General features: G+C 72.5%; 21 protein-coding genes. 5 read left to right on the top strand and 16 right to left on the bottom strand.

What is annotated here, in order from left to right; all coding sequences use genetic code 11:
* Positions 1-3 precede the first annotated feature (3 nt).
* From WH85_RS24445 to WH85_RS24390, 12 genes are read right to left on the bottom strand one after another with little or no spacing between them, the layout of a single operon-like run.
* Positions 4-1,782 (bottom strand): ABC transporter ATP-binding protein, encoded by a 1,779-nt coding sequence (locus WH85_RS24445; RefSeq protein WP_045744324.1) that lies wholly within the window; start codon positions 1,780-1,782, stop codon positions 4-6.
* Positions 1,779-3,464, bottom strand: a complete 1,686-nt coding sequence (locus WH85_RS24440; protein WP_045744323.1) for an ABC transporter transmembrane domain-containing protein — start codon at positions 3,462-3,464, stop codon at positions 1,779-1,781. The genes WH85_RS24445 and WH85_RS24440 overlap by 4 nt, the downstream gene beginning before the upstream one ends.
* Before the next feature lie 43 nt (positions 3,465-3,507).
* Positions 3,508-3,762 carry a hypothetical protein gene (locus WH85_RS24435; RefSeq protein ID WP_045744322.1) on the bottom strand — a complete coding sequence of 85 codons (255 nt, stop codon included), beginning with the start codon at positions 3,760-3,762 and terminating at the stop codon, positions 3,508-3,510.
* A 9-nt stretch (positions 3,763-3,771) separates the two neighbouring features.
* Positions 3,772-4,824 (bottom strand): tRNA (adenosine(37)-N6)-threonylcarbamoyltransferase complex transferase subunit TsaD, encoded by a 1,053-nt coding sequence (gene tsaD / locus WH85_RS24430; protein WP_045744321.1) that lies wholly within the window; start codon positions 4,822-4,824, stop codon positions 3,772-3,774.
* The gene (rimI, locus tag WH85_RS24425) at positions 4,817-5,260 is read right to left on the bottom strand and encodes a ribosomal protein S18-alanine N-acetyltransferase (RefSeq protein WP_045744320.1); all 444 of its coding nucleotides are present in this window, start codon (positions 5,258-5,260) and stop codon (positions 4,817-4,819) included. The genes tsaD and rimI overlap by 8 nt, the downstream gene beginning before the upstream one ends.
* Positions 5,260-5,919, bottom strand: a complete 660-nt coding sequence (tsaB, locus tag WH85_RS24420; protein ID WP_045744319.1) for a tRNA (adenosine(37)-N6)-threonylcarbamoyltransferase complex dimerization subunit type 1 TsaB — start codon at positions 5,917-5,919, stop codon at positions 5,260-5,262. Before tsaB ends, rimI begins: the two co-directional genes overlap by 1 nt.
* 9 nt (positions 5,920-5,928) lie before the next feature.
* Positions 5,929-6,612, bottom strand: a complete 684-nt coding sequence (gene ung / locus WH85_RS24415) for a uracil-DNA glycosylase (protein WP_083449228.1) — start codon at positions 6,610-6,612, stop codon at positions 5,929-5,931.
* Positions 6,609-7,058: a tRNA (adenosine(37)-N6)-threonylcarbamoyltransferase complex ATPase subunit type 1 TsaE gene (tsaE, locus tag WH85_RS24410; protein ID WP_045744318.1), complete on the bottom strand. Its 450-nt coding sequence runs from the start codon at positions 7,056-7,058 to the stop codon at positions 6,609-6,611. Before tsaE ends, ung begins: the two co-directional genes overlap by 4 nt.
* Positions 7,055-8,116 carry an alpha/beta fold hydrolase gene (locus WH85_RS24405; RefSeq protein WP_045744317.1) on the bottom strand — a complete coding sequence of 354 codons (1,062 nt, stop codon included), beginning with the start codon at positions 8,114-8,116 and terminating at the stop codon, positions 7,055-7,057. The genes tsaE and WH85_RS24405 overlap by 4 nt, the downstream gene beginning before the upstream one ends.
* The gene (alr, locus tag WH85_RS24400) at positions 8,113-9,234 is read right to left on the bottom strand and encodes an alanine racemase (RefSeq protein WP_045744316.1); all 1,122 of its coding nucleotides are present in this window, start codon (positions 9,232-9,234) and stop codon (positions 8,113-8,115) included. Before alr ends, WH85_RS24405 begins: the two co-directional genes overlap by 4 nt.
* Before the next feature lie 46 nt (positions 9,235-9,280).
* Complete coding sequence (locus WH85_RS24395; RefSeq protein ID WP_045744315.1) at positions 9,281-10,732, bottom strand: bifunctional ADP-dependent NAD(P)H-hydrate dehydratase/NAD(P)H-hydrate epimerase; 1,452 nt, start codon at positions 10,730-10,732, stop codon at positions 9,281-9,283.
* A 15-nt stretch (positions 10,733-10,747) separates the two neighbouring features.
* Entirely contained in the window at positions 10,748-11,122 is a 375-nt protein-coding gene (locus WH85_RS24390; protein ID WP_045744314.1) for a holo-ACP synthase, read from the bottom strand.
* 225 nt (positions 11,123-11,347) lie between these two features.
* Here WH85_RS24390 and WH85_RS24385 point away from each other — a divergent pair, with 225 nt between their 5' ends.
* Both WH85_RS24385 and WH85_RS24380 read left to right on the top strand, forming a co-directional pair.
* Positions 11,348-11,677, top strand: a complete 330-nt coding sequence (locus tag WH85_RS24385) for a hypothetical protein (protein ID WP_045744313.1) — start codon at positions 11,348-11,350, stop codon at positions 11,675-11,677.
* A 72-nt stretch (positions 11,678-11,749) separates the two neighbouring features.
* The gene (locus WH85_RS24380) at positions 11,750-13,306 is read left to right on the top strand and encodes an alpha/beta hydrolase (RefSeq protein ID WP_045744312.1); all 1,557 of its coding nucleotides are present in this window, start codon (positions 11,750-11,752) and stop codon (positions 13,304-13,306) included.
* Between the two features lie 19 nt (positions 13,307-13,325).
* On the opposite strand, the gene glmS is transcribed toward WH85_RS24380, so the two are convergent.
* Positions 13,326-15,209, bottom strand: a complete 1,884-nt coding sequence (glmS, locus tag WH85_RS24375; RefSeq protein ID WP_045744311.1) for a glutamine--fructose-6-phosphate transaminase (isomerizing) — start codon at positions 15,207-15,209, stop codon at positions 13,326-13,328.
* A gap of 236 nt (positions 15,210-15,445) precedes the next feature.
* Here glmS and WH85_RS53800 point away from each other — a divergent pair, with 236 nt between their 5' ends.
* Together WH85_RS53800 and WH85_RS24365 are read left to right on the top strand one after the other, a co-directional pair.
* Positions 15,446-16,321 carry an MmpS family transport accessory protein gene (locus WH85_RS53800; RefSeq protein ID WP_052720770.1) on the top strand — a complete coding sequence of 292 codons (876 nt, stop codon included), beginning with the start codon at positions 15,446-15,448 and terminating at the stop codon, positions 16,319-16,321.
* Between the two features lie 79 nt (positions 16,322-16,400).
* A complete protein-coding gene (locus WH85_RS24365) occupies positions 16,401-17,588 on the top strand; it encodes a pyridoxal phosphate-dependent aminotransferase (protein ID WP_083449227.1) in 1,188 nt (395 codons plus the stop codon).
* A 55-nt stretch (positions 17,589-17,643) separates the two neighbouring features.
* Here WH85_RS24365 and glmM read toward each other — a convergent pair whose 3' ends face one another.
* The 3 genes from glmM to rplM all read right to left on the bottom strand — a co-directional run bounded on the left by glmM (position 17,644) and on the right by rplM (position 20,285).
* Positions 17,644-18,996 (bottom strand): phosphoglucosamine mutase, encoded by a 1,353-nt coding sequence (glmM, locus tag WH85_RS24360; RefSeq protein WP_045744309.1) that lies wholly within the window; start codon positions 18,994-18,996, stop codon positions 17,644-17,646.
* A gap of 327 nt (positions 18,997-19,323) precedes the next feature.
* Entirely contained in the window at positions 19,324-19,821 is a 498-nt protein-coding gene (rpsI, locus tag WH85_RS24355; protein WP_045744308.1) for a 30S ribosomal protein S9, read from the bottom strand.
* Between the two features lie 20 nt (positions 19,822-19,841).
* Positions 19,842-20,285, bottom strand: coding sequence for a 50S ribosomal protein L13 (rplM, locus tag WH85_RS24350; protein ID WP_045744307.1), 444 nt, complete (start codon positions 20,283-20,285; stop codon positions 19,842-19,844).
* Between the two features lie 630 nt (positions 20,286-20,915).
* On the opposite strand from rplM, the gene WH85_RS24345 reads away from it, so the two are divergent.
* Positions 20,916-22,061, top strand: a complete 1,146-nt coding sequence (locus WH85_RS24345) for a uroporphyrinogen-III synthase (RefSeq protein WP_083449226.1) — start codon at positions 20,916-20,918, stop codon at positions 22,059-22,061.
* The last annotated feature ends 152 nt before the right edge of the window (positions 22,062-22,213 follow it).

Here is a 22,213-nt window from a genome sequence, read left to right as displayed (position 1 = left end):
CGCTCACGGAAAGGGCGCGTCCTGCGGGGCGCGCTCTTTTTGGTCCTCACCCTGCCAGGAGTGCCACAGCGCCGCGTAGGCGCCGTTCTTGGCCACCAGCTCGTCGTGCGAACCCAGTTCCACGATCCGGCCGTCCTCGACCACCGCGACCCGGTCCGCGTCGTGCGCCGAGAACAACCGGTGGGCGATCGCCACCACGGTCCGGCCGCGGACCACCGCCGCCAGCGACCGTTCCAGGTCCCGGGCCGACCGCGGATCCAGCAGCACCGTCGCCTCGTCCAGCACCAGCGTGTGCGGATCGGCCAGGATCAGCCGGGCCAGGGCGACCTGCTGCGCCTGCGCCGGGGTGAGCAGCCGGCCACCGGCGCCGACCGGCGTGTCCAGCCCGGCCGGCCAGCCGTCCACCCAGTCCAGCGCGTGCACCGCGGCCAGGGCGGCGCGGATCTCCGGGTCGGGGGCGGCTGGGCGTACCATCGCGACGTTCTCGCGCAGCGTGCCGGCGAAGACGTGATGCTCCTGGCTGACCAGCGCCACGTGGGCGCGGAGCCGGTCCGGCGACAGCTCACCGAGCGGGACCCCGCCGACCGTGATGCTGCCGGACGTGGGCCGGTGCAGGCCCGCGAGCAAGCAGCCCAGGGTGGACTTGCCGGCGCCGGAGAGGCCGACCACCGCGATCCGCTCGCCCGGTTCCAGGGTCAGATCGATGCCGTGCAGCACCTCGCGGCCCGCGACGTAACCGAACCGGACGTCGCGCAACTCGATCCGGTCGTTCTCCGGTTCCCGCGCCGGTGTCCGCCCGGCCGGCGGATCGGCCGCCACCCCCAGCAGACGGGCCAGCGAGGCCGCGCCCACCTGCAGTTCGTCGAGCCAGTTGAGCAACCGGTCGAGCGGGTCGATCAGCTGCTGGACGTAGAGCACCGCGGCCGCGGTCTGCCCCAGGGTCACCGCGCCCCGCAGATACAGCCAGCCACCGGCCAACAGCGTGATCACCAGCGGGAGCACGTAGCTCACCTCGAGCACCGGCCACCAGACGGTCCGCAGGTGCAGCGTGTACCGCTCGGCGATCCAGGACCGCCGCAGGTCGGCGTCGGTACGCCCGGCCCGCTGCCCCTGCCGCCCGAGGGCCTCCACCGTCCGGGCCCCCTCGACGGTCTCGCTGAGCCCGTCGGTCACCTCCGAGTACGCCGCGTTCTGCCGCAGGTACCCCTTCGGCGCCCGGCGCAGATACCACCGGGTTCCGGCCACCGTCAGCGGCACCCCGACCAGCAGCGGCGCCGCCAGCAACGGGTCGAGCACCAGCAGCGCCACCACGATCAGCACCGTGGTGATCAGCGCGATCATCGTCTCCGGCACCGCGAACCGCACGCACTTCGACAGCGCGTCCACGTCCCGGGTGGTCCGGGTCAGCAGGTCACCGGTGCCGGCCGCCTCGACCGTGCCCAGCGGCAGCGACAGCACCCGGGCGATGAACCGTTCCCGCAGCCGGGCCAGCACCCGTTCGCCGAGCCGGGCCGACGCCACGTGCGCGAACCGGATCAGCACCGCCTGCACCAGCACGAACCCGGCGATGGCCAGTGCCAGCCGGTCCAGTTCGGCGATCCGCGCACCGTCCTGGATGCCCTGCACCAGTTCGCCGAGGAGCCGGGGACCGGCCAGCCCGGTGCAGGCGGCGAGCAGGTGCAGCCCGACGGCGGCCTGGAACATCCGGGCATGACCGCGGTAGAGGTCGCGGGCGTACCGGCGTACCTGGGCGGTGCCGGCCACCGGGAGCGGTCGGTTCACGGCAGGTCCCCGCGCGACACCATGGCGGCGTAGCGGGGCTCCGCGACGAGCAGGTCGTGATGGGTACCGGACGCGACCACCCGGCCCTGCTCCAGGTAGAATACGTGGTCGGTACGGTTCAGCACCAGCGGACTGGACGTGCAGATCACCGTGGTCCGCCCGGCCCTCGCCGCTCGCAGCCGCTCGGCGATCAGTTCCTCGGTGTGCGGATCGACCGCGTTCGTCGGCTCGACCAGGATCATGATCTCCGGGTCGGCGAGCAGCGCCCGGGCCAGCCGCAGGCGCTGCTGCTGGCCGCCGGAGAAGGACCGGCCCCGTTCGGCGACCCGGGTCTGCACCCCGGCCGGCAGCGCCTCGACGATCTCGGTGGCCGCCGCGGCCTCCAGCGCCTCCGGGAGGGCACCGTCACCGGCCGGGTCCAGATCGGACCGCAGCCGGCCGGAGAAGAGCCGCGCCTCGTTCTCCACCACCAGGATCCGACGGCGGACCTCGGACAACGCGGCGGCGGCGAGCGGCAGGCCGTCCAGGGTGGCGCCGTCGGCGTACCGGCCCAGCCGGTCGGCGACCCGGGCCGCGTCCACCGGGTCGGCCGCGGCTATCGCGGTGAGCCGGCCCGCGGCGATCACCACCCGCGACTCCGGGTCGGCCAGTTCGCCCCGGGGCAGCGGCACCGGGGCCGCCGGATCGGGCAGGTCCGTCCGCACCCCCAGCATCGTCACCACCCGCTGGGCCGACACGTGTCCCCGGGTCAGCTTGTCGATCGCCTCGGTGAGCTGCCGCATCGGCGCGACCAGGAAGGCGGCGTACGCGTAGAACGACACCATCTCCCCCACGGTGATCCGCTGCTGCAGGGCGAACCGGGCGCCCAGCCACGTCACCAGCACCAGGAAGATCCCGGGCAGCAGCACCTGGGCCGCTTCGAGCAGCGCCTCCACCCGGGCGGTACGCACCCCCGCGTCCCGCAGCGCCCGGGACTCGGTGGCGTACCGGTCGGCCATCGCCTGTTCGCCGCCCACCCCGCGGATCACGTGCAGTCCGGCGACCAGGTCGGCCGCGTTGCCGGTCAGCCGGCCCTGCTGCCTGCGGTACGCCTCCTGCTGCCGGTGCAACGGCCGGATCAGCGCCCCGGCGACCAGCAGCAACACCGGTACGCCGAGCAGCACGACCAGTCCGAGCGGCACCGAGACGTGCAGCAGCAGCACGGTGACGGTGACGATCGCGATCAGCCCGCCGAGGCTGCGGGCCGCGATGTCGATGGCCCCGCCGATGTGGGTGAGGTCGGAGGTGCCGATCGCGACGACCTCACCGGCGTCCAGCCGTCGCGGCAGGGTGGCGCCGAGCAGGTTGGCGTGCCGGACGGTCACCTGCACGGTCCGGAAGGAGGCGCCCAGCCAGTTCGCCACCGCGAACCGGTGCCGGGCGATGCCGGCGAGCGCGTGCGCGACCCCGACGAAGAGCAGGATGAGTCCCCAGCCCAGCAGGGCGGTGCCCCGCCGCTGGGCGGCCGCGTCGATCGCCTGGCCGACGATCGCCGGCACCATCGCCTGGAATCCCATCCAGGTGACGGCCAGGCCGACGGCGGCCGCGGTGGTCAGGCGGGAGCGCCGCACGAGCCAGCAGAGGTACCGGGCGGCGGACCGGTCAACGGGACGGCCGGGATCGGCCACGGGCAATCTTCGCATCAGGCCCCGACGGTAAGGGCCGGAGCACGGGGACGGCGACTACTCAGCGATCGACGGGACTGAAATCCCAGACATGCGGAGTGCGTGCCACCAGGTTCTCCGGTGGCACCGGCATGTTCTCCGGGCTGTTACGCCATTTGGTGATGACGACGATGCGAAGATCGGTGGACGAATAGACGTCACTCGACACATGTTGTGGCAGTACCTCCAGTCCGGGTACCGCCGTGTCACACACCCAGGCCAGCAGCTCGTCGAAGCCGGTCCGGGAGGCCCGAACCTCCCACATCCGCGCGATCATGATGGCTTCCTACCCCGGCACGCTCACCGCGGTCAAACTCATCGACGAGTCGGCGGGCAGGTCCAGGCGGCTCGGGGCGACGCCGGCCGCGACCAGATGCGAGCCGAGCGCGGCGACCATCGCGCCGTTGTCGGTGCACAGCTGCGGCCGGGGCACCCGCACGGTGATGCCGTACTTCGCGGCCCTCTGTTCGGCGAGCACCCGCAGCCGGGAGTTCGCCGCCACCCCACCCCCGATGACCAGGGTGTCCACGCCGTTGCTGCGGCACGCGTCGATCGCCTTGGCGGTCAGCACGTCACAGACCGCCTCCTGGAAACTGGCCGACACGTCGGCCACCGGGACCGGCTCACCGGCCCGTTCCCGGGCCTCCACCCAGCGGGCGACGGCGGTCTTGAGACCCGAGAAGGAGAAGTCGAAACGGTGCTCCGCCTGGTCTTTCGGCGCGGTCAGGCCGCGCGGAAAGGCGATCGAGGCGTGGTCACCGTCACGCGCCGTCCGGTCGATCACCGGGCCGCCGGGGAAGCCCAGGCCGAGCAGCCGGGCCACCTTGTCGAAAGCCTCGCCGGCCGCGTCGTCGATGGTCGCGCCGAGCGGCGTCACCCCGGCGGTCAGGTCGTCGACGAGCAGCAGCGACGAGTGGCCGCCGGAGACGAGCATCGCCACCGCCGGGGCGGGCAGCGGACCGTGTTCCAGGGTGTCCACCGCAACGTGCGCGGCCAGGTGGTTCACGCCGTAGATCGGTTTCTCGGCGGCGAGCGCGTACCCCTTGGCTGCGGCCACCCCGACCAGCAGCGCGCCGGCCAGTCCGGGGCCGCTGGTCACCGCGATGGCGTCGATGTCGGCGAGCGTCACCCCGGCCGTGTCCAGTGCCCGCTGCATGGTCGGGACCAGCGCCTCCAGGTGGGCGCGGCTGGCCACCTCGGGCACCACCCCGCCGAACCGGGCGTGCTCATCCACACTGGACGCGATCGCGTCGGCCAGCAGAGTGTGCCCGCGGACGATGCCGATGCCGGTCTCGTCGCAGGAGGTCTCGATCCCGAGGACCAGGGGCTCGTCACGCATCACGCATCATCACCAGGGCGTCGGTGTTGCTCGGTTGGTAGTAGCCGCGCCGGATGCCGACCGGCTCGAAATCGTAAGTCGCATACAGCTTCTGGGCCGGCCCGTTGTCGACCGCCACCTCGAGCAGCGTCTTACGGGCGCCGCGCCGGGCCGCCTCGGCGAGCAGCGTCTCCAGCAGCAGCCGGCCGGCGCCACGGCGCTGGGCGTCCCGGCGTACCGCGATGTTCTGCACCCAGGACTCGTCGGCGTCCACCACGGACAGGCCGGCATAGCCCAGCACCGGGCCGCCGGGCTCGTCGGTCGCGACGACGTAGAAGTGCCGCTGCGCCAACTCGTTCCAGAACATCGAGGCGGACCACTTCTCCGCCCCGAACAGGTCCTCCTCGACCGGGAGGATCTCGTCGATGTGCCACCAGCGGAAGCGTTCGACAAGCATCAGGTCAGCACCGGTTTGCGCGCCGACGGCTCGACCGCGTCCGGCCGCCGCAGATAGAGCGGGGTCAGGATCTCGCTCGGCGCCGCCTCGCGGATCCGCTGCGCGGCGATCGCGACGAGGGCGGCGCCGGGCGGGTGCAGAAGATGCTCCTCCACGGGTACGCCGAAAACGTCCCCGTATTTCAGCGCGCCCTCACCACAGGCCCGTTCCACCGACTCGACGGACACCGCCGCGGGCTTGTCCACGTCCGGCCCGCTGACCCGCTCACCGTCCTGATAGGTCGCGTAGTAGACCTCACGACGCCGCGCATCGGTCGCCACCAGCACCCGGCCCGGACCGGCCGCCCGGCCCAGAGCGTCGAGCGAACAGACGCCGTAGGTCGCGATGCCGAGCGCCTGCCCCATGCTCGCCGCGGTCGCCAGTCCGACCCGCAGGCCGGTGAACGGTCCGGGACCGAGCCCGGCCACGATCGCGCCCAGGTCACGCGGGCGGACGCCGGCCTCGGCCAGCGCCGCCGCGATCTCCGGCGCGAGTTTCTCCCCGTGCGCCCGCGGGTCGACGGTCCGCTGCTCCACGACCCCGAACAGGCCGTCAGCGGTCACCTCGACCAGCGCCGCCGTCGACGCGGGCGTTGCGGTGTCCAGAGCTAGTACGAGCACAGGCTGACCCTAGACGGTGGCCTTCGGGTCCCAGTCGATGACCGGCCGTCCCCCGTCGGCGAGAGCCTTGTTGGCCGCGCTGAACGGGCGGCTGCCCAGGAAACCGACCCGGTTGAGCGGGCTCGGGTGCCCCGCCTCCAGCACCGCGTGCACCGGGTTGGTGATCAGGGACGCCTTCTTCTTGGCGTAGCTGCCCCAGAGCAGGAAGACGATCCGCTCGTCCCGCTCGTTCAGCGCCTTGATGGTGGCGTCGGTGAACGCCTCCCAGCCCTTGTTGCCGTGCGAGCCGGCCTTGCCCGCCCGGACGGTCAGCACCGCGTTGAGCAGCAGCACACCCTGCCGCGCCCAGCCGGTCAGGTCGCCGTCGGCCGGCTTGGCGATGTTGACGTCCTCGGAGAGCTCCTTGAACACGTTGCCCAGCGACGGGGGCTTGCGGACCCCCTCGCGGACGCTGAAGCTCAGGCCGTGCGCCTGGCCGGGACCGTGGTACGGGTCCTGGCCGAGGATCAGCACCCGGGTCTGCTCCGGCAGGCACAGCCGGTACGCGTTGAACAGGTCCTCCCGCGGCGGGTAGATCGTCTGCGAGTCGTACTCCGCCTCGACGAACTCGCCCAGTGTCGCCGTGGCGGCCTCGTCGAGGAAGGGCGACAGCTCGGTCCGCCACTCGGCGGGCAGCAGCTCGATCAGGTTCACATGTTCTCCAGTCGGTGTGCCCAGTCGCCGCCGTGCGGCACCAGGTCGATCACTCGGGTGTCGTCGTCCAGCCGGTCGATGGCGACCTGCAGGTATTCGTCGTTGAGCTGCTCCACCAGCCCGGCGCCCCACTCCACGACCGTGACCGCGTCGTCCGCCGAGGCGTCCAGGTCGAGGTCGTCGATCTCGGCGCGCGGGTCCGGCCGGTCGCCCAGCCGGTAGGCGTCGGCGTGCACCAGCGGCACCGGACCGCGGTGCACCCGCGCGATCACGAAGGTCGGCGAGGTGATCGGGCCCTGCACCCCCAGCCCCGCCCCGATGCCCTGCACCAGGGCGGTCTTGCCGGCGCCCAGCGGGCCGGTGAGCAGCAGCAGGTCGCCGGGCCGCAGCAGACCGGCGAGCCGCCGGCCGAAGTCGCGGGTCTCGTCGACCGTGGTGAACTTCACGAGATCTTCTCCAGGAAGGGGAGCAGTGCCGCGTTGACCTCGTCGGCCTTCTCGAGCATCACCACGTGGCCACTGTTGTCGATCTTCAACAACTCGGCCTCGGGCAGGTGCCGCAGGATCTCCTCGGAGTGGGTGACCGGGGTCAGGTAGTCGCGGGTGCCCACGATCACCAGCACCGGCACGCCCCGCAACGCGGACAGCGCCGGGAACCGGTTGTGGGTGTAGAGGGTGTGCAGATATTTGGTCAGCGTCTCGACCGAGGTCCTGGAATTCATCGTCTCGACGAACGTGACGAGTGTCGGGCTCGGCTTGGGCTCGCCGAACCCGTACCGCCGGGTGAGCAACCAGGCCAGGTCGGAGGAGGCGATCCGGGCCCGGTCGATGGTGCCGCCGCCGAGGTGCGCCGCCTTGTCCCACAGCGGGAAGAACGGCGCGCTGGCCCGGGCCACCAGGTTGGTGATGCCGAGCTGTGTCTTGTCGACCAGCCCGGCCGAGGTGGAGATCAGCACCACGCCGGTCACCCGGTTGCCGAACCACTCCGGGTACTGCTCGGCGAACGCCATGATGGTCATGCCGCCCATCGAGTGGCCGACCAGGATGATGTGCCCGTCCGGCACCACCTCATCGAGCACCGCGGCCAGCGAGCGGCCCAGCGCGGCGATGTCGTAGGTGCCCGACTGCAGACGCCCGGACCGGCCGTGACCCGGCTGGTCGTAGAAGACCAGGCGCTGGTCGCCGCGCTCGGTGAGCAGCTTGCGCTGGAAGTAGAAGGTGCCCATGTCCAGGGCGAACCCGTGCACGAAGACGATGGTGGGCTTGTCGTTCGCCTCGGCCGGCTCGACGATCTCGACGTGCATGTCGGTGCCGTCGGCCGCGGTCACCGTCAGCTCCTCGTCGAACACCTGCTCACCGAACGGCTCCTCGGTGTACGGGTCGCCGGGCGCGTTGACCGACCGCCGAACCAGCACCCGCTCGACCGCGAACGCGGTGGCCAGGCCGGCCGCCGCCACACCGACGGCGGCGCCGAAGACGCCGGCCACCGCCCTGCCCCGGATCACCGCTCGACCTCCCCGGTGTAACGCCGTGGCACCCGGCCACTGCCGAACCTGGTGACGATCTCGTAGTGGATCGTGCCGGTCGCCGCGGCCCAGTCGATCGCGGTGGGCTCGCCGTCGTCGCCCGGCCCGAACAGGGTGGCCACGTCGCCCGGCTGGACCGGCTCGTCGCCGACGTCGACCACCACCTGGTCCATGCAGACCCGGCCGGCGATCCGGGCCGTCACGCCGCCGATCAGCACCGGCGCGGTGTTGGACGCGTGGCGGGGCACCCCGTCGCCGTAGCCCAGCGGCACCACGGCCAGCGTCGTCTCGCGCGGGGTGCGATAGGTCAGGCCGTAGGAGACGCCCTGGCCGGCCGGCACCCGTTTGGCCATGGTCACCCGGGCCCGGGCGGTCATCGCCGGGCGCAGGCCGAACGTCTCGCCGGCCACCGGGGACAGGCCGTAGGCCGCCACACCGATCCGGACCAGGTCGAAGTGGGTGTCCGGCCGGGTCAGGGTGGCCGCGGAGTTGGCGATGTGCCGGTGCGTCGGGACGACCCCGTGCCGCTCGGCCACCGCGAGGGCGTCGGTGAAGGCGGCCAACTGCCGGTCGACCGACTCGTGGCCGGGCTCGTCGGCGCAGGCGAAGTGGCTGAACACCCCGATCACCTCGATGTCACCGGCGTCGCGCGCCTTGGCGGCCGCGTCCACCAGGACCGGCCACTCCGCCGGGGTGGCGCCGCCCCGGGCCAGCCCGGTGTCGATCTTGAGGTGAACCCGCGCGGGCCGGCCCACCCGCCGGGCCGCCACGACGATCTCGTCGAGCAGCTCCGGCGACGCCGCAGCCAGGTCGATGTCGGCGGCGACCGCCTCGTGCAGCGGCAGACCCGGCGCCAGCAGCCAGGCCAGCACCCGGGCCGGCAGACCCGCCCGGCGCAGCTCGAGCGCCTCGTCCAGGGTGGCGACACCGAGCCAGGTCGCACCGCCGGCCAGCGCGGCGCGGGCCGCCGGCACCATGCCGTGGCCGTAACCGTCCGCCTTGACGGCGACCAGCACCTCGGCCGAGGTGCGGGCGCGCAACGCCGCCACGTTGTCGCGGATGGCGTCCAGATCGACGCGGACTTCGGCCTGCCACATGTCTTCCACCCTACTGAGGCGTACGACAGTTTCCGGCCGCCCCGGGTCAGTCCAGCAGATCAGCGAGTACCGGGCGTAGGGCGCACGCCACGTCCGACGACGACACCGGACCGCCCTGCGCCGCCCGGCGGCCGGCGAGACCGTGCACGTACGCCGCCGCGACCGCCGCCCGCACCGGCGGCACCCCGGCCGCCAGCAGCGACCCCAGCAGCCCGGCCAGCACATCCCCGGTCCCGGCGGTGGCCAGCACCGGACTGCCGGTGGGATTGGCCCAGATCTCGCCGGCCGGCGACGCCACGATCGTCCGGTCGCCCTTGAGCAGCACCACCGCGTTCGTCCAGGCCGCCAGCCGGGCCGCCGCACCGGCCCGGTCCGCGCCCGGCGCCTCCCCGGCCAGCCGCTTGAACTCACCGTCGTGCGGAGTGATCACCAGCGGGGCGTCGCGCCGCAGATCCTCGGCGTGCTCACCTCCGACCAGCAGCGAGATCGCGTCCGCGTCCAGCAGCACCGGCAACGACGTGGCCAGCACACTGCGCAGCTCGGTGCGCGCCGCGGCATCGGTGCCGAGACCGGAACCGCACACCCAGGCCTGCACTCGGCCGGCCTCGGCCACCCGGGGCGCCACCACCACCGACGGATGCGCACGGACCACCTCGCGGTGGGCGCTGCCCGCATAGCGCACCATGCCGGCCGGACCGGCGAGCGCACCGGTGGCCGAGAGCAGGGCGGCGCCGGGATACTGCTCCGAACCGGTCGCCAGACCGACCACACCGCGGTTGTACTTGTCCGAGGTGGTGCCGGGCCGGGGCCACCACCCGGCGACGTCGGCAGCCTCCGCCACCCGGACCGCCGGATCGGCCACCAGAACCGGCCCGAGACCGATATCGATCAGATCGATGAGCCCGCAGCGGGTGGCCGCGGCGCCCAGCACGTGCGCCGGTTTGAGACAGCCGAACGTCACCGTGACATCCGCGGTCACCGCCTCACCCGGCACGTCACCGGTGTCCACGGCCACCCCGCTGGGCACGTCGACAGCCACCACCGTCGCCCGCTCCCCGGTCCGCCCGCGCAGGTCACCGAGGCGGCGCACGATCGCCACGGCAGACTCCCGCAGGCCGCCGCTCGCCCCGATCCCGACGATGCCGTCCAGCACCAGATCGGCCCGGGCGGGCAGCTCCCCGGTGGTGAACCCGCCGGCCGCGCGCAACGCCGCCACACCGGCCAGATGCACCCGGTCCGGGTTCAGCAGCAGGGCGCGGACCTGAGCCCCACGACGGGCCAGCGCCGCGCCGGCATAGAGCGTGTCGCCGCCGTTGTCACCACTGCCGACCAGCAGCAGCACCCGGGCGCCGTAGACGCCGCCGGCCGCCTCCAGCAACAGCGCGCATCGCCGGGCCAGACCGGCCGCTGCCCGCTGCATCAGCACGCCCTCCGGCAGCCGGGCCATCAGCGATTTCTCCGCCGCACGGACGTCCGCGACCCGCCACGCCTGACGCATGTGCCCTCCCAGGGGTCAAGTCCCGGTCTCCGCGACCACCATTGCGGACGCTATCCCGCCGTCGTGGGACAGCGAGAGATGCCACCGCCCGATCCCGCGCGCGGTCGCCGCGGCGGCGACCGTACCGGAAACGGTCAACCACGGCCGGCCGTCCGGATCGGTGACGATCTCGCAGTCGTGCCAGCGCAGACCGGCCGGCGCGCCGAGAGCCTTGGCCACGGCCTCCTTCGCCGCGAACCGCGCGGACAGCGACTCCGCGGACCGGGGACCACCGGATCCGGTGACGCGTTCGGCCTCGGTGAAGAGGCGGTCAGCGAGCAGCGGGGTGCGGTCCAGGGCACGGGCGAAACGCTCCACCAGGACGACGTCGATGCCGACAGACACGATCACACCGGTCACCCTAGCGGTGGGTCCGGCTGCTTCCAGCGTACGAGTGACCGCACCGCACCGCCCAGACCTCGGCACCGACCAGGTCCACAAGGCCTGTGGACAACCGGATCCCGGCGCCCGGTGGGCTGTCCACAGGGCCGCCCCGGCGCCCCGGCCCGGCCCCTACCGTCGGCGCATCCCCATCCCGTACGTCCCACCCGCCCACCTCGCCACCGGAGGCCGCCGATGAATCCCGATCCGCACGCCGACACCGCTTCCGTTTTTCAGGCCGACACGGTTTTTCAGGCCGACACCGCCGACCTGCGCCGGCACGCCGCCGACGTCGAAGCGACCGCCCGTCGACTGGACGGCGCCGGTGCCGCCGCCCCGCACACCGAGACGACTCCCCGCTGGGCCACCGCCACCGCCGCCGATCTCGCCGCCGGCGCCGCCCGCCGGTCGCTCGCCTTGATCGGGGACGACACCGCCGAGACCGCTCAGCGGATCACCGCCGCCGCCCGGGCGTATGAGGAGGCCGACGCCCGAGCCGCCACCCGCCTGCGGCTGACCCGGTGAGCACCCTCGTCCGCGCCCGGTTGCGGGTGACCCGGTGAGCACCCTCGTCCACGCACGGTTGCGGGTGACCCGGTGAGCGCTGTCGTCTACGCCCGGTTGAGGGTCACCGATCCGGGCCGGTGGTGGGCGGCCGCGCTGTCCTGGCGCCGCTGGGCGGCCGTCGCCGGGGTGCTGGCCGCCGAGTTCGAGCCGCTCGCCGCGGGCCTGCGGGCGATCTGGTCCGGTCCCACCGCCACGGCCGCCGGGTCCCGGCTGCGCGGGCTACGACGGCGTCTCACCCTGTTCCGGCTCTTCTGCTGGCGGGCCGACCAGGCGCTCAGCGAGTTCGCCGCGGCGCTCGACCGGGCCCGGGCACTGCTCGACCGGGCCCGGACCCGGGCCGAAGCCGCTGGCCTGATCATCGACGACACCGGCACGGTCCGGTCCCGTTCACCGGAGTCAGCGGATTCGGCCTCGGCCACCACGGCGGGTTCGGTCTCCGCCGCCGCGGGCCTGGCCGCGGCCGACCTCGCCGCGGCCCTGACGGTCGCCGCCGACGCCGACGAGTCCGCTGCCGCCCGGTTGCACGAGCTCTCCCCCGAGGCCGCCGCGCCCCACCGAGCCGGCCGGCCCGGCTGCACCGCGTCGCCGGCCGAGGTCCGCCGCTGGTGGGCCGGCCTGACTCCGGCGGAACGCAACTGGCTGCTGGTCACCGAACCGGGCCCGCTCGGGTCCACCGACGGCATCCCGATCGCGGACCGGGACCTGGCGAACCGGCTGCTGCTCCCGGACCACCGCGCCGGCACCGCCGACCGCGGACTACGCGACGGCCTGGACGAGTTGGACGCCCGGCTCGGCGACGACACCGGACGCCGGGCCTACCTGGTGGGCCTGGACGTCGCCGGTGAGGGCCGGGCCGTGGTGGCGCTCGGTGATCCGGACCGGTCGCGGTCGGTGCTCACCCACGTACCGGGCATGACCTCCGGTCTGGCCTCGATCGGTGGTGAGCTGACCCGGGCCGGGCGGGTCGCCGACCGGGCGGCGGAGCTGGGACCGGCGAGTGCGGCGAGCGCCGTGCTGTGGCTGGACTACGACGCCCCGGACTTCCTCGACGAGGCGTTCTCCGACCGGCAGGCGATCGCCGGTGCGGCCGGTCTGCGCCGGTTCCAGGAGGGTCTGCGGGTCACCCACGAGGGCCCGGCGGCGGTGCAGACCGTGCTCGGGCACAGCTACGGCTCGCTGGTCGTCGGGGAGGCCGCCACCGGACCGCTGGAGGCCGATCGGCTGGTGTTCGTCGGGTCGCCCGGGGTCGGCGTGCGATCAGCCGAGCAGTTGAGTGTCCCGGCCGACCAGGTCTGGTCGTCGACGTCGAGGACCGACGTCATCCAGTACGCCGCGCTCGCCCCGGCCGGACTCGCCCGCGACCTGGCGATCTCGGGGGCCGTACCGGTGGTCGGGCCGGCGTTCGCCTTCGGCCGGCCGGAGCGGGATCTGTGGTTCGGCACCAACCCGAGTGATCCGGCGTTCGGCGGACGGGTCTTCGCCAGTCAGCCGGAAGCCGGCCACCTGGGCTACTGGGAACCCGGACGGCCGGCTCTGGATGCCCTGGCCACCCTGGCCCTGGGCGACACACCCGTGGAAGGCCGGTGAGCCGCGGCTCACCGGCGCATCACTCGACGGTGACCGACTTCGCCAGGTTGCGGGGCTGGTCCACGTCGTGGCCGCGGGCGGCGGCGATCTCGCAGGCCAGGATCTGCAGCGGAACCGTGGTCATCAGCGGCGCCAGCAGGGTCGGGGTGTGCGGCACCAGGATCAGGTGGTCGGCGAACTGCGCCACGTCGTCGTCGCCCTCCTCGGCGATGACGATGGTGCGGGCGCCCCGGGCCCGGACCTCCTGGATGTTGGAGACCATCTTGTCGCGCATCACGCCGCGGCCCTGCGGTGACGGCACCACGCAGACCACCGGCGTGCCCTGGTCGATCAGGGCGATCGAGCCGTGCTTGAGCTCGCCGGCGGCGAAGCCCTCGGCGTGCATGTAGGCCAGCTCCTTGAGCTTGAGCGCGCCCTCCATGGCCACCGGGAAGCCGACGTGCCGCCCGATGAACAGGATCGTCGAGGCCTCTTTGAGGTCCCGGGCCAGTGCCCGCACGTCCTCCATGCCGTCGAGCAGCGTCCGCAGGTTGTCCGGGGTGCGGCGCAGGCGGGAGACCACGGCGGCGACCTCGTCGGCGTACATCACGCCGCGGATCTGGGCCAGGTGCAGGCCGATCAGGTAGCAGGCGACGAGCTGGGTGAGGAACGCCTTGGTGGAGGCGACCGCGACCTCCGGGCCGCCGTGCGTGTAGAGCACCGCGTCCGACTCGCGCGGGATGGTGGAGCCGTTGGTGTTGCAGATCGCCAGGACGCGGGCCTTCTGCTCCTTGGCGTGGCGCAGCGCCATCAGGGTGTCCATGGTCTCGCCGGACTGGCTGATCGCGATCACCAGCGTGGAGCGGTCCAGGATCGGGTCGCGGTAGCGGAACTCGCTGGCCAGCTCCACCTCGCACGGGATGCGGACCCAGTGCTCGATGGCGTACTTGGCGACCATGCCGGCGTGGAAGGCGGTGCCGCAGGCGACGATGAAGACCTTGTCGACGTCCCGCAGGTCCTGGTCGGTGAGCCGGACCTCGTCCAGGATGATCTCGCCGCGCTCGGAGAGGCGGCCCAGCAGCGTGTCGGCGACGGCCTGCGGCTGCTCGGCGATCTCCTTGAGCATGAAGTAGTCGTAGCCGCCCTTCTCCGCGGCCGAGGCGTCCCAGTCGATGTGGAACTCGGTGCCGGTCGCCGGGGTGCCGTCGAAGCCGGTGATCTCGATGGCGTCCGGGGTGATCAGGACGACCTGGTCCTGGCCCAGCTCGATCGCCTCGCGGGTGTGCTCGATGAACGCCGACACGTCGCTGGCCAGGAAGTATTCACCGTCGCCGCGGCCGACCACCAGCGGCGAGTTGCGCCGGGCGGCGACCACCGCGCCGGGCACGTCGACGTCCACGGCGAGCAGCGTGAACGCGCCCTCCAGGCGGCTCACCACGTGGCGCATGCCCTCGGCGAGCAGGGCCGGCCCGTCCTGGGCGCCGGACTCGCGCAGCGCCCGCATCTCCGCGGCCAGCAGGTGGGCCGCGCACTCGGTGTCGGTGTCGCTGTGGAACTCGACGCCGGTCGCCTCGAGCTCGGCGCGCAGCCGGGCGAAGTTCTCGATGATGCCGTTGTGGATGACCGCCACCCGGCCGTCGGCCGACAGGTGCGGGTGGGCGTTGCGGTCGGTGGGGCCGCCGTGGGTGGCCCAGCGGGTGTGCCCGATGCCGGTGACGCCGGCGGCGATGCCGTCCGTGGCGCGCTCGGCGAGCGCCTTCTCCAGGTTGGCCAGCTTGCCGGCCTTCTTCTCGGTCAGGACGCTGCCGCCGTTGATGACGGCGACTCCAGCGGAGTCGTATCCGCGGTACTCCAGACGGCGGAGCCCGTCCAGGACGATACTCAATGCCGGTCGATTGCCAACGTAACCCACGATCCCACACATGACGGGCAGCGTAACCGACTTTCGCTCATCCGTCATGCTCGTGGGGCGCACTTTCGAGCATCCCATCTGATCGGAACATCGGGCATCCTCCCATCGGTCAGCTCGTCCCGGCAAACTCGGACGCCCGGGGAACAGCCGCGTACGCCTGTCATCCGTATGGGTGGGTGACGGGGACGGTGCGCGACTGACGTACCGTCGGCTACGGCACCGTCACGGCGGCCCGACCGGGAGGACAGATGAGCGACCAGAGCGATCCGCCCCAGCCGCCCCAGCCGCCCCGTCCGCCGCAGTTCAATCCGGGTCAGGCCACACCGCCGTCCGGCGATCCCGCCACCTCGCAGTTCCCGCCGGCGCAGTTCCCGCCCGCGCCCTACGCGCCGCCGACCGGAGCACCCGCCGGGGACTACCCGCCGACCTCGTCGTTCCCGCCGGTCAACTACGCGCCGCCGGGCCACCCGCCGGACTACGGCACCGCGTCCCCGCCCGGTTCACCCCCGCCGGGGTACGGCCAGGGTGGATACCCGCCGCCGGGATACGCCCCTCCCGGGTACGCCCCGCCGCCCCCGCCGCGGCGCAGCAACGCCCCGCTGATCGCCGTGATCGTGGCCATCACGGTGCTGCTCTGCGGCGGCGTGATCACCTCCGGGGTGCTGCTGGTCCGCAACACCGTCGACTCGGCGAAGGAGGCCGTCGCGCCGATCCTCGACCCGACGCTGCCCACCGGCTTCCCGACCGGTCTGCCCACCGATCTCCCCACCGGCCTGCCGACGGACCTGCCGACCGATCTGCCCACCGGGCTGCCCGACATCCCGGGCATCGGCGCGGGCCGGGAGATCAAGGTCACCTACGAGGTCACCGGCGACGGACCAGCCAAGATCCTCTACACCGAGCAGCTCGGCGGTGCACCCCAGGTCCTCGACGACGTCGACCTGCCGTGGACGTTCACCGCCACGGTGCAGGTGCCCGCACTGCTCTCGATCACCGCGCAGCGCAGCGGCGGCGACGACGGCGAGATCGCCTGCAAGGCCACGATGGACGGCGAGATCGCGGCACAACGGTCGGCCAACGGCGCCTGGGCCACCACGACCTGCAACAAGTTCGTGTTCGACTGAGCGTCGGACGACGCCCCACGGCATCGAGAAGACCGGTGACGTGAGCGTCGGACCACGCCTCACGACATCGAGGAGACCGGTGACCACAGCGCAGCCGGGAGATCCGCTGGTCCAGCGGATGCGCCCGTTCGGGACCACGATCTTCTCCGAGATGTCCGCGCTGGCGGTCCGCACCGGCGCGGTCAATCTCGGACAGGGCTTCCCGGACACCGACGGTCCGCCCGAGATGCTCGCCGCGGCGGCCGAGGCGCTGGCCTCAGGTGCCAACCAATATCCGCCACTGCCCGGGATCCCCGCCCTGCGCGCCGCGATCGCCGACCACGAGCAGCGGTTCTGGGGCCTGACCCGCGACCCGGACACCGAGGTCGGGGTGACGGCCGGCGCCACCGAGGCGGTCGCCGCCACCGTCCTGGCCCTCTGCGAGACCGGTGACGAGGTGATCTGCTTCGAGCCGTACTACGACTCGTACGCGGCCTCGATCGCCCTGGCCGGCGCCGTCCGCCGGCCGGTCACCCTGCGTCCCGGGCCGGACGGGCGGTTCGTGTTCGACGAGGCCGAGCTCCGTGCCGCGTTCGGCCCGCGGACCCGCCTGGTCCTGCTGAACTCGCCGCACAACCCCACCGGCAAGGTCTTCACCCGCGCCGAGCTGGAGCTGATCGCGGACCTCTGCCAGGAACACGACGTGCACGCCGTCACCGACGAGGTCTACGAGCACCTGGTCTTCTCCGACGCGGCCACCCCGCACCTGCCACTGGCGTCCCTGCCCGGCATGCGCGAACGCACCCTGCGCATCTCCTCAGCGGGCAAGACCTTCTCGTGTACGGGCTGGAAGGTCGGCTGGGCCACCGGCCCCGCGCCGCTCGTCTCCGCGATGCTGCGCGTCAAGCAGTTCCTGACGTTCGTCAACGCCGCGCCGCTGCAGCCCGCCGTGGCGGTGGCGCTCGGACTGCCGGACGACTACTTCCACGACTTCACCGCCGGCCTGCAGGATCGCCGGGACCGTCTGGTCGCCGGGCTGACCGAGGCCGGGCTGCGGGTGCTGCCGTCCGAGGGCACCTACTTCGTCACCGCCGACATCCGTCCGCTGGGCGGCGTCGACGGTGTCGAGTTCTGCCGCGATCTGCCCCGTCGTGGCGGGGTGGTGGCCGTGCCGACACAGGTCTTCTACGACGATCAGGAGGCCGGCCGGCACCTGATCCGGTTCGCCTTCTGCAAGCGGTCCGAGGTGATCGACGAGGCGGTCCGCCGTCTCAAATCCCTGACCTGACGTGCGAAACGGCCCCGGAGGCGTCCTCCGGGGCCGTTCGTCAGATCAGGATCGGTCAGGCCGGGCTGGCCGACCGGACCTCTTCCGCGATGACCTCGGCGACGCTGCGCGCCTTCTCCTCGGTCGCGGCCTCCACCATCACCCGGACCAGCGGCTCGGTGCCGGACGGACGCAGCAGCACCCGGCCGGTCTCGCCCAGGTCCGCCTCGGCGAGCGCCACCGCGGCCTGCACGGTCGGGGCAGCCGCGCCGGCCTCCCGGTCGCCGACCTTCACGTTGATCAGGACCTGCGGCAGGGTGTGCACGACCGAGGCCAGGTCGGCGAGCGACTTGCCGGACGACGCCACCTGCGCCATCAGGTGCAGGCCGGTCAGCACGCCGTCGCCGGTGGTGGCGAACTCCGGCATCACGATGTGCCCGCTCTGCTCGCCGCCCAGCGCCAGGCCGCCGCTCTGCAGCTCCTCCAGCACGTACCGGTCGCCGACCTTGGTCTCGATCAGCTTGACGCCGGACTGCTTCATCGCGATCCGCAGGCCCAGGTTGCTCATCACCGTGGCGACGAGCGTGTCGCCGGTCAGGGTGCCGGCGTCGCGCATGGCCAGCGCCAGGATCGCCATGATCTGGTCGCCGTCGACGACCTCGCCGGACGCGGTGACGGCCAGGCAACGGTCGGCGTCGCCGTCGTGGGCCAGGCCCAGGTCGGCGCCCTCACGGATCACGGCCTCGCGCACCTTGTCCAGGTGGGTCGAGCCGCAGTTCTCGTTGATGTTGATGCCGTCCGGCTCGGCGTGGATCGCGATGACCTCGGCGCCCGCCTCGCGGTACGCCACCGGCCCGACCTCGCTGGCCGCGCCGTTCGCGCAGTCCACCACGACCTTGATGCCGTCCAGCCGGTGCGGGATCGAGTCGACGAGGTGTTTGATGTACGCCGCGTCGCCGTCGAGCAGGTCGTGGACCCGGCCGATGCCGGCTCCGGTGGGACGGCCGACCAGCCCGTGCCCGTCCTCGATCGCCTTCTCGATGCGCTCCTCCAGCTCGTCCGGCAGCTTGGTGCCGCCGGCGGCGAAGAGCTTGATGCCGTTGTCGGGCATGGCGTTGTGCGATGCGGAGAGCATCACACCCAGGTCGGCGTTGGTCTCCCCGACGAGGAACGCGACCGCCGGTGTGGGCAGCACGCCGACCCGCACCACGTTCGCCCCGGCACTGGTCAGGCCGGCGACGACGGCGGCCTCCAGCATCTCGCCGCTGGCCCGCGGGTCACGTCCCACGATGGCCATCGGCTGGTGACTGCTGTCAGTCTCGACCAGGACTCTGGCGGCCGCGACGGCGACCTGCAGAGCCAACTCCGGAGTGAGCAGGTCGCCGTTCGCCAGTCCGCGAACGCCGTCCGTGCCGAAGAGTCGCCCCATAACGGCTTCCTTTCGCCGGTAACACGCTGACCTCAAGCCTGCAACAAGGGTGCCGCTGTTCAGGAGTACCGGAACGGCTAGTTGGGGAGGGAAGTGAAGTAGAGCAACGACGGCTGTGCTGAGCCTTCGAGGCGGAACAGCGGGGGCTGTGGCCGGCCCCCGCGGTGAAACAGCGATGGCCCTCGTGGTGGAACATCGACGGCCCCGCGGTGAAGCGGCGACGACCGCGGTGAAACCACGACGGCCCCGCGGTGAAACACCGACGGCCGAGCACAGCCCCCGTGAGACGGGGGTGCACTCGGCCGTCGATCAGAAGCGGCGCAAAAATCAGCGCTTCGAGTACTGCGGAGCCTTACGGGCCTTCTTGAGACCGTACTTCTTGCTTTCCTTGACGCGCGCGTCACGGGTCAGGAAGCCGGCCTTCTTCAGGGCGGGGCGGTCGTCGGGCTCGACGGTGATCAGGGCGCGGGCGATGGCGAGACGCAGCGCACCGGCCTGGCCGGTGATGCCGCCGCCACGCAGGTTCGCGATCACGTCGAACTGCTCGGCGCGCTCGGCCGTCACCAGGGGCTCACGGATGAGCTGCTGGTTGACCTTGCTCGGGAAGTAGTTCTCGAGGTCGCGGCCGTTGCAGGTGATCTTGCCGCTGCCGGGCACGAGGCGCACCCGGACGATGGCCTCCTTGCGGCGGCCGACGGTCTGGACGGGACGGTCACCGGGACGCGGGGCGCGGACCGGGGCCGGCGCGGCCGTCTCGACGACGACGACCGTCTCAGCGGGCTCCTCGACGGTCTCGACGACCTCGGGCTCGATGATGTCAGTCATGCTGGTGCCTTCTCCCGCGCTCACTGCGCGATCTGGGTGATTTCGAACGGCTGCGGCTGCTGGGCAGCATGCGGGTGCTCAGCGCCCGGGTAGACCTTCAGCTTCTTGATGATCTGGCGGGCGAGCTTGTTGTGCGGCAGCATGCCCTTGACCGCCAGCTCGATCGCCTTCTCGGGGCGCTTGGTGAGCAGCTCCTCGTAGCCGATCTGCTTGAGACCACCCGGGTAACCGGAGTGGCGGTAGGCGACCTTGGTCTGCCGCTTGTTGCCGGTCAGAGCGACCTTGCCAGCGTTGATGATCACCACAAAGTCGCCGGTGTCGACGTGAGGGGCGAACGTCGGCTTGTGCTTACCGCGCAGGAGAGTGGCGGTGTGGGTAGCCAGGCGGCCCAGAACGACGTCAGAAGCGTCGATAATGTGCCACTGACGCTCGATCTCACCCGGCTTCGGGCTGTACGTACGCACAGAATTACCTTGTCTCGTCGTCGGTCTGGGGCGCGCGCTGGTCGCATCGAGTCGATGCGTCAAGCGACCCCGCATAGGGACCACTCGCAACAGTCGCACAACAGCAGGCAACAGTACCCGGCTACGCGGCGCGTGGTCAAAACAGGCAGTGTCTAGGGCACTAGGAACCCGGCGAGCGTTCTGGTTGCAAACACTCAGCCCTGGCGGAACCCCAAACGAGGCAAGCATACTCGATGCGACGAACGCCCCCGAAGCGGGTGGGTCAAGTCACCCCGACGCCTCTTAGCAGGCTTGAAACAAAAGGGACGCTCGACCGAAATTCGCCCCCGGCACGCTTCGGTGCATGGCCAATGGAGGCGACCCGAAGACTACGCGGCCCGGTTATGGCCGACGCCGCGGCTCCGGGCGTTCCATGGGAGGACCATCGTCAGGGTTGAGGACGGACCTGACGATGTCCGCCGGGCCGGCTCGCCGGTTCGGCGAGGAGGAGTCGCGGCGTGCCCCGGACGGAGGCACGGCGAAGAACGCAGGCGTGACATGGGAGCGGGTCGACGCTGAGGACGGCGGGCTTCGAGCGTGCCCTTCGGTGGACCGTTCGGCCACGCCGCGACTTCTCGCCCCGGGGATCGGATGATCGACCGAACCCCGGGCACACGACGGACGGTGCTGACCGCGGCCGCGCTTGCCGAACCGGCGGCGTCGCTGTCCGGATACACGATCGGCGTCACCGCCGACCGCCGCAAGGACGAGCTCGCCACCCTCCTCGAGGCCCGCGGCGCCCGCGTGGTGATCGCCCCCGCGCTGCGCATCGTCCCGATCGCCGACGACGCCGAGCTGCGCGCCGCCACCCGCGCCTGCCTCGACGATCCACCCGACATCGTGCTGGTCAACACCGGCATCGGCATGCGCGGCTGGCTGGAGGCCGCCGAGGGCTGGGGGCTCGCCGAACCGCTGCGGGCGGTGCTCGGCCGCGCCTACCTGGTCGCCCGCGGGCCCAAGGCCCGGGCCGCGGTCCGTGCCGCCGGCCTGAAGGATCACTGGTCACCCGAGGGCGAGGGGTACGAGGAGGTCGTCGACCACCTGACCGCCCGCGGCCTGACCGGGCTGACCGTCGCGATGCAGCTGCACGGCGAGAGTCAGCCGGAGTACACCGCCGCGCTCGTCGCCGCCGGCGCCCGGGTGATCGAGGCGCCGGTCTACCGCTGGGCGCCGCCGGCCGACCCGGCCCCGCTGCACCGCCTCGTCGACCTGATCATGGCCAAGCTGGTGGACGCCGTGACGTTCACCTCGGCGGCCGCCGTCCAGGCGGTGCTGCGCGCGGCCGGGACCGGCGCGGACGCCCTGCTGGACGCACTGCGCGCCGACGTGATGGCCGCCTGTGTCGGGCCGGTCACCGCGGAACCGCTGCGCCGGCAGGGTGTGCCGGCCGTCACGCCCGGACGGGCCCGGCTCAGTGCGCTGGTCCGGACCGTCGTCGACGAGTTGCCCCGGCGCGCGGTCAATCTGGAGATCAACGGTCATGCGCTGACCCTCCGCGGACACGCGGCGATCGTGGACGGCGAGTTGCGCCAGCTGGCCCCGGCCCCGATGGCGGTGCTGCGGGCCCTGGCCGAATCCCCCGGCCGTGTCCTGTCCCGGGCGGCGCTGCTGCAGGCGCTGCCCCGGGGCGCCGACGAGCACGCGGTCGAGATGGCGGTGGCCCGTCTCCGCGCCGGTCTGGCCCTGCCCGGCGTGGTCCAGACCGTGGTCAAACGCGGCTACCGGCTACCTGTCTGACCCCACCGGGCGACCCGGGGTTCGGGCGTCACCACTCACGCAGGCCGCCCGGCGGCTCTCGCGGGTTGGACGCGTAGCGGCCAGCGGGAGTCGCCGGGCCCTCGGCGGGAGCGACGGTCCGCACCACCCACCCCGCTACGACATCGATCCTC

This window comes from Actinoplanes rectilineatus (assembly GCF_000962825.1).
Classification (GTDB): domain Bacteria; phylum Actinomycetota; class Actinomycetes; order Mycobacteriales; family Micromonosporaceae; genus Actinoplanes; species Actinoplanes rectilineatus.
Note: the sequence above shows the minus strand (reverse complement) of the source record. Positions and strands in the feature narration are given on the sequence as shown.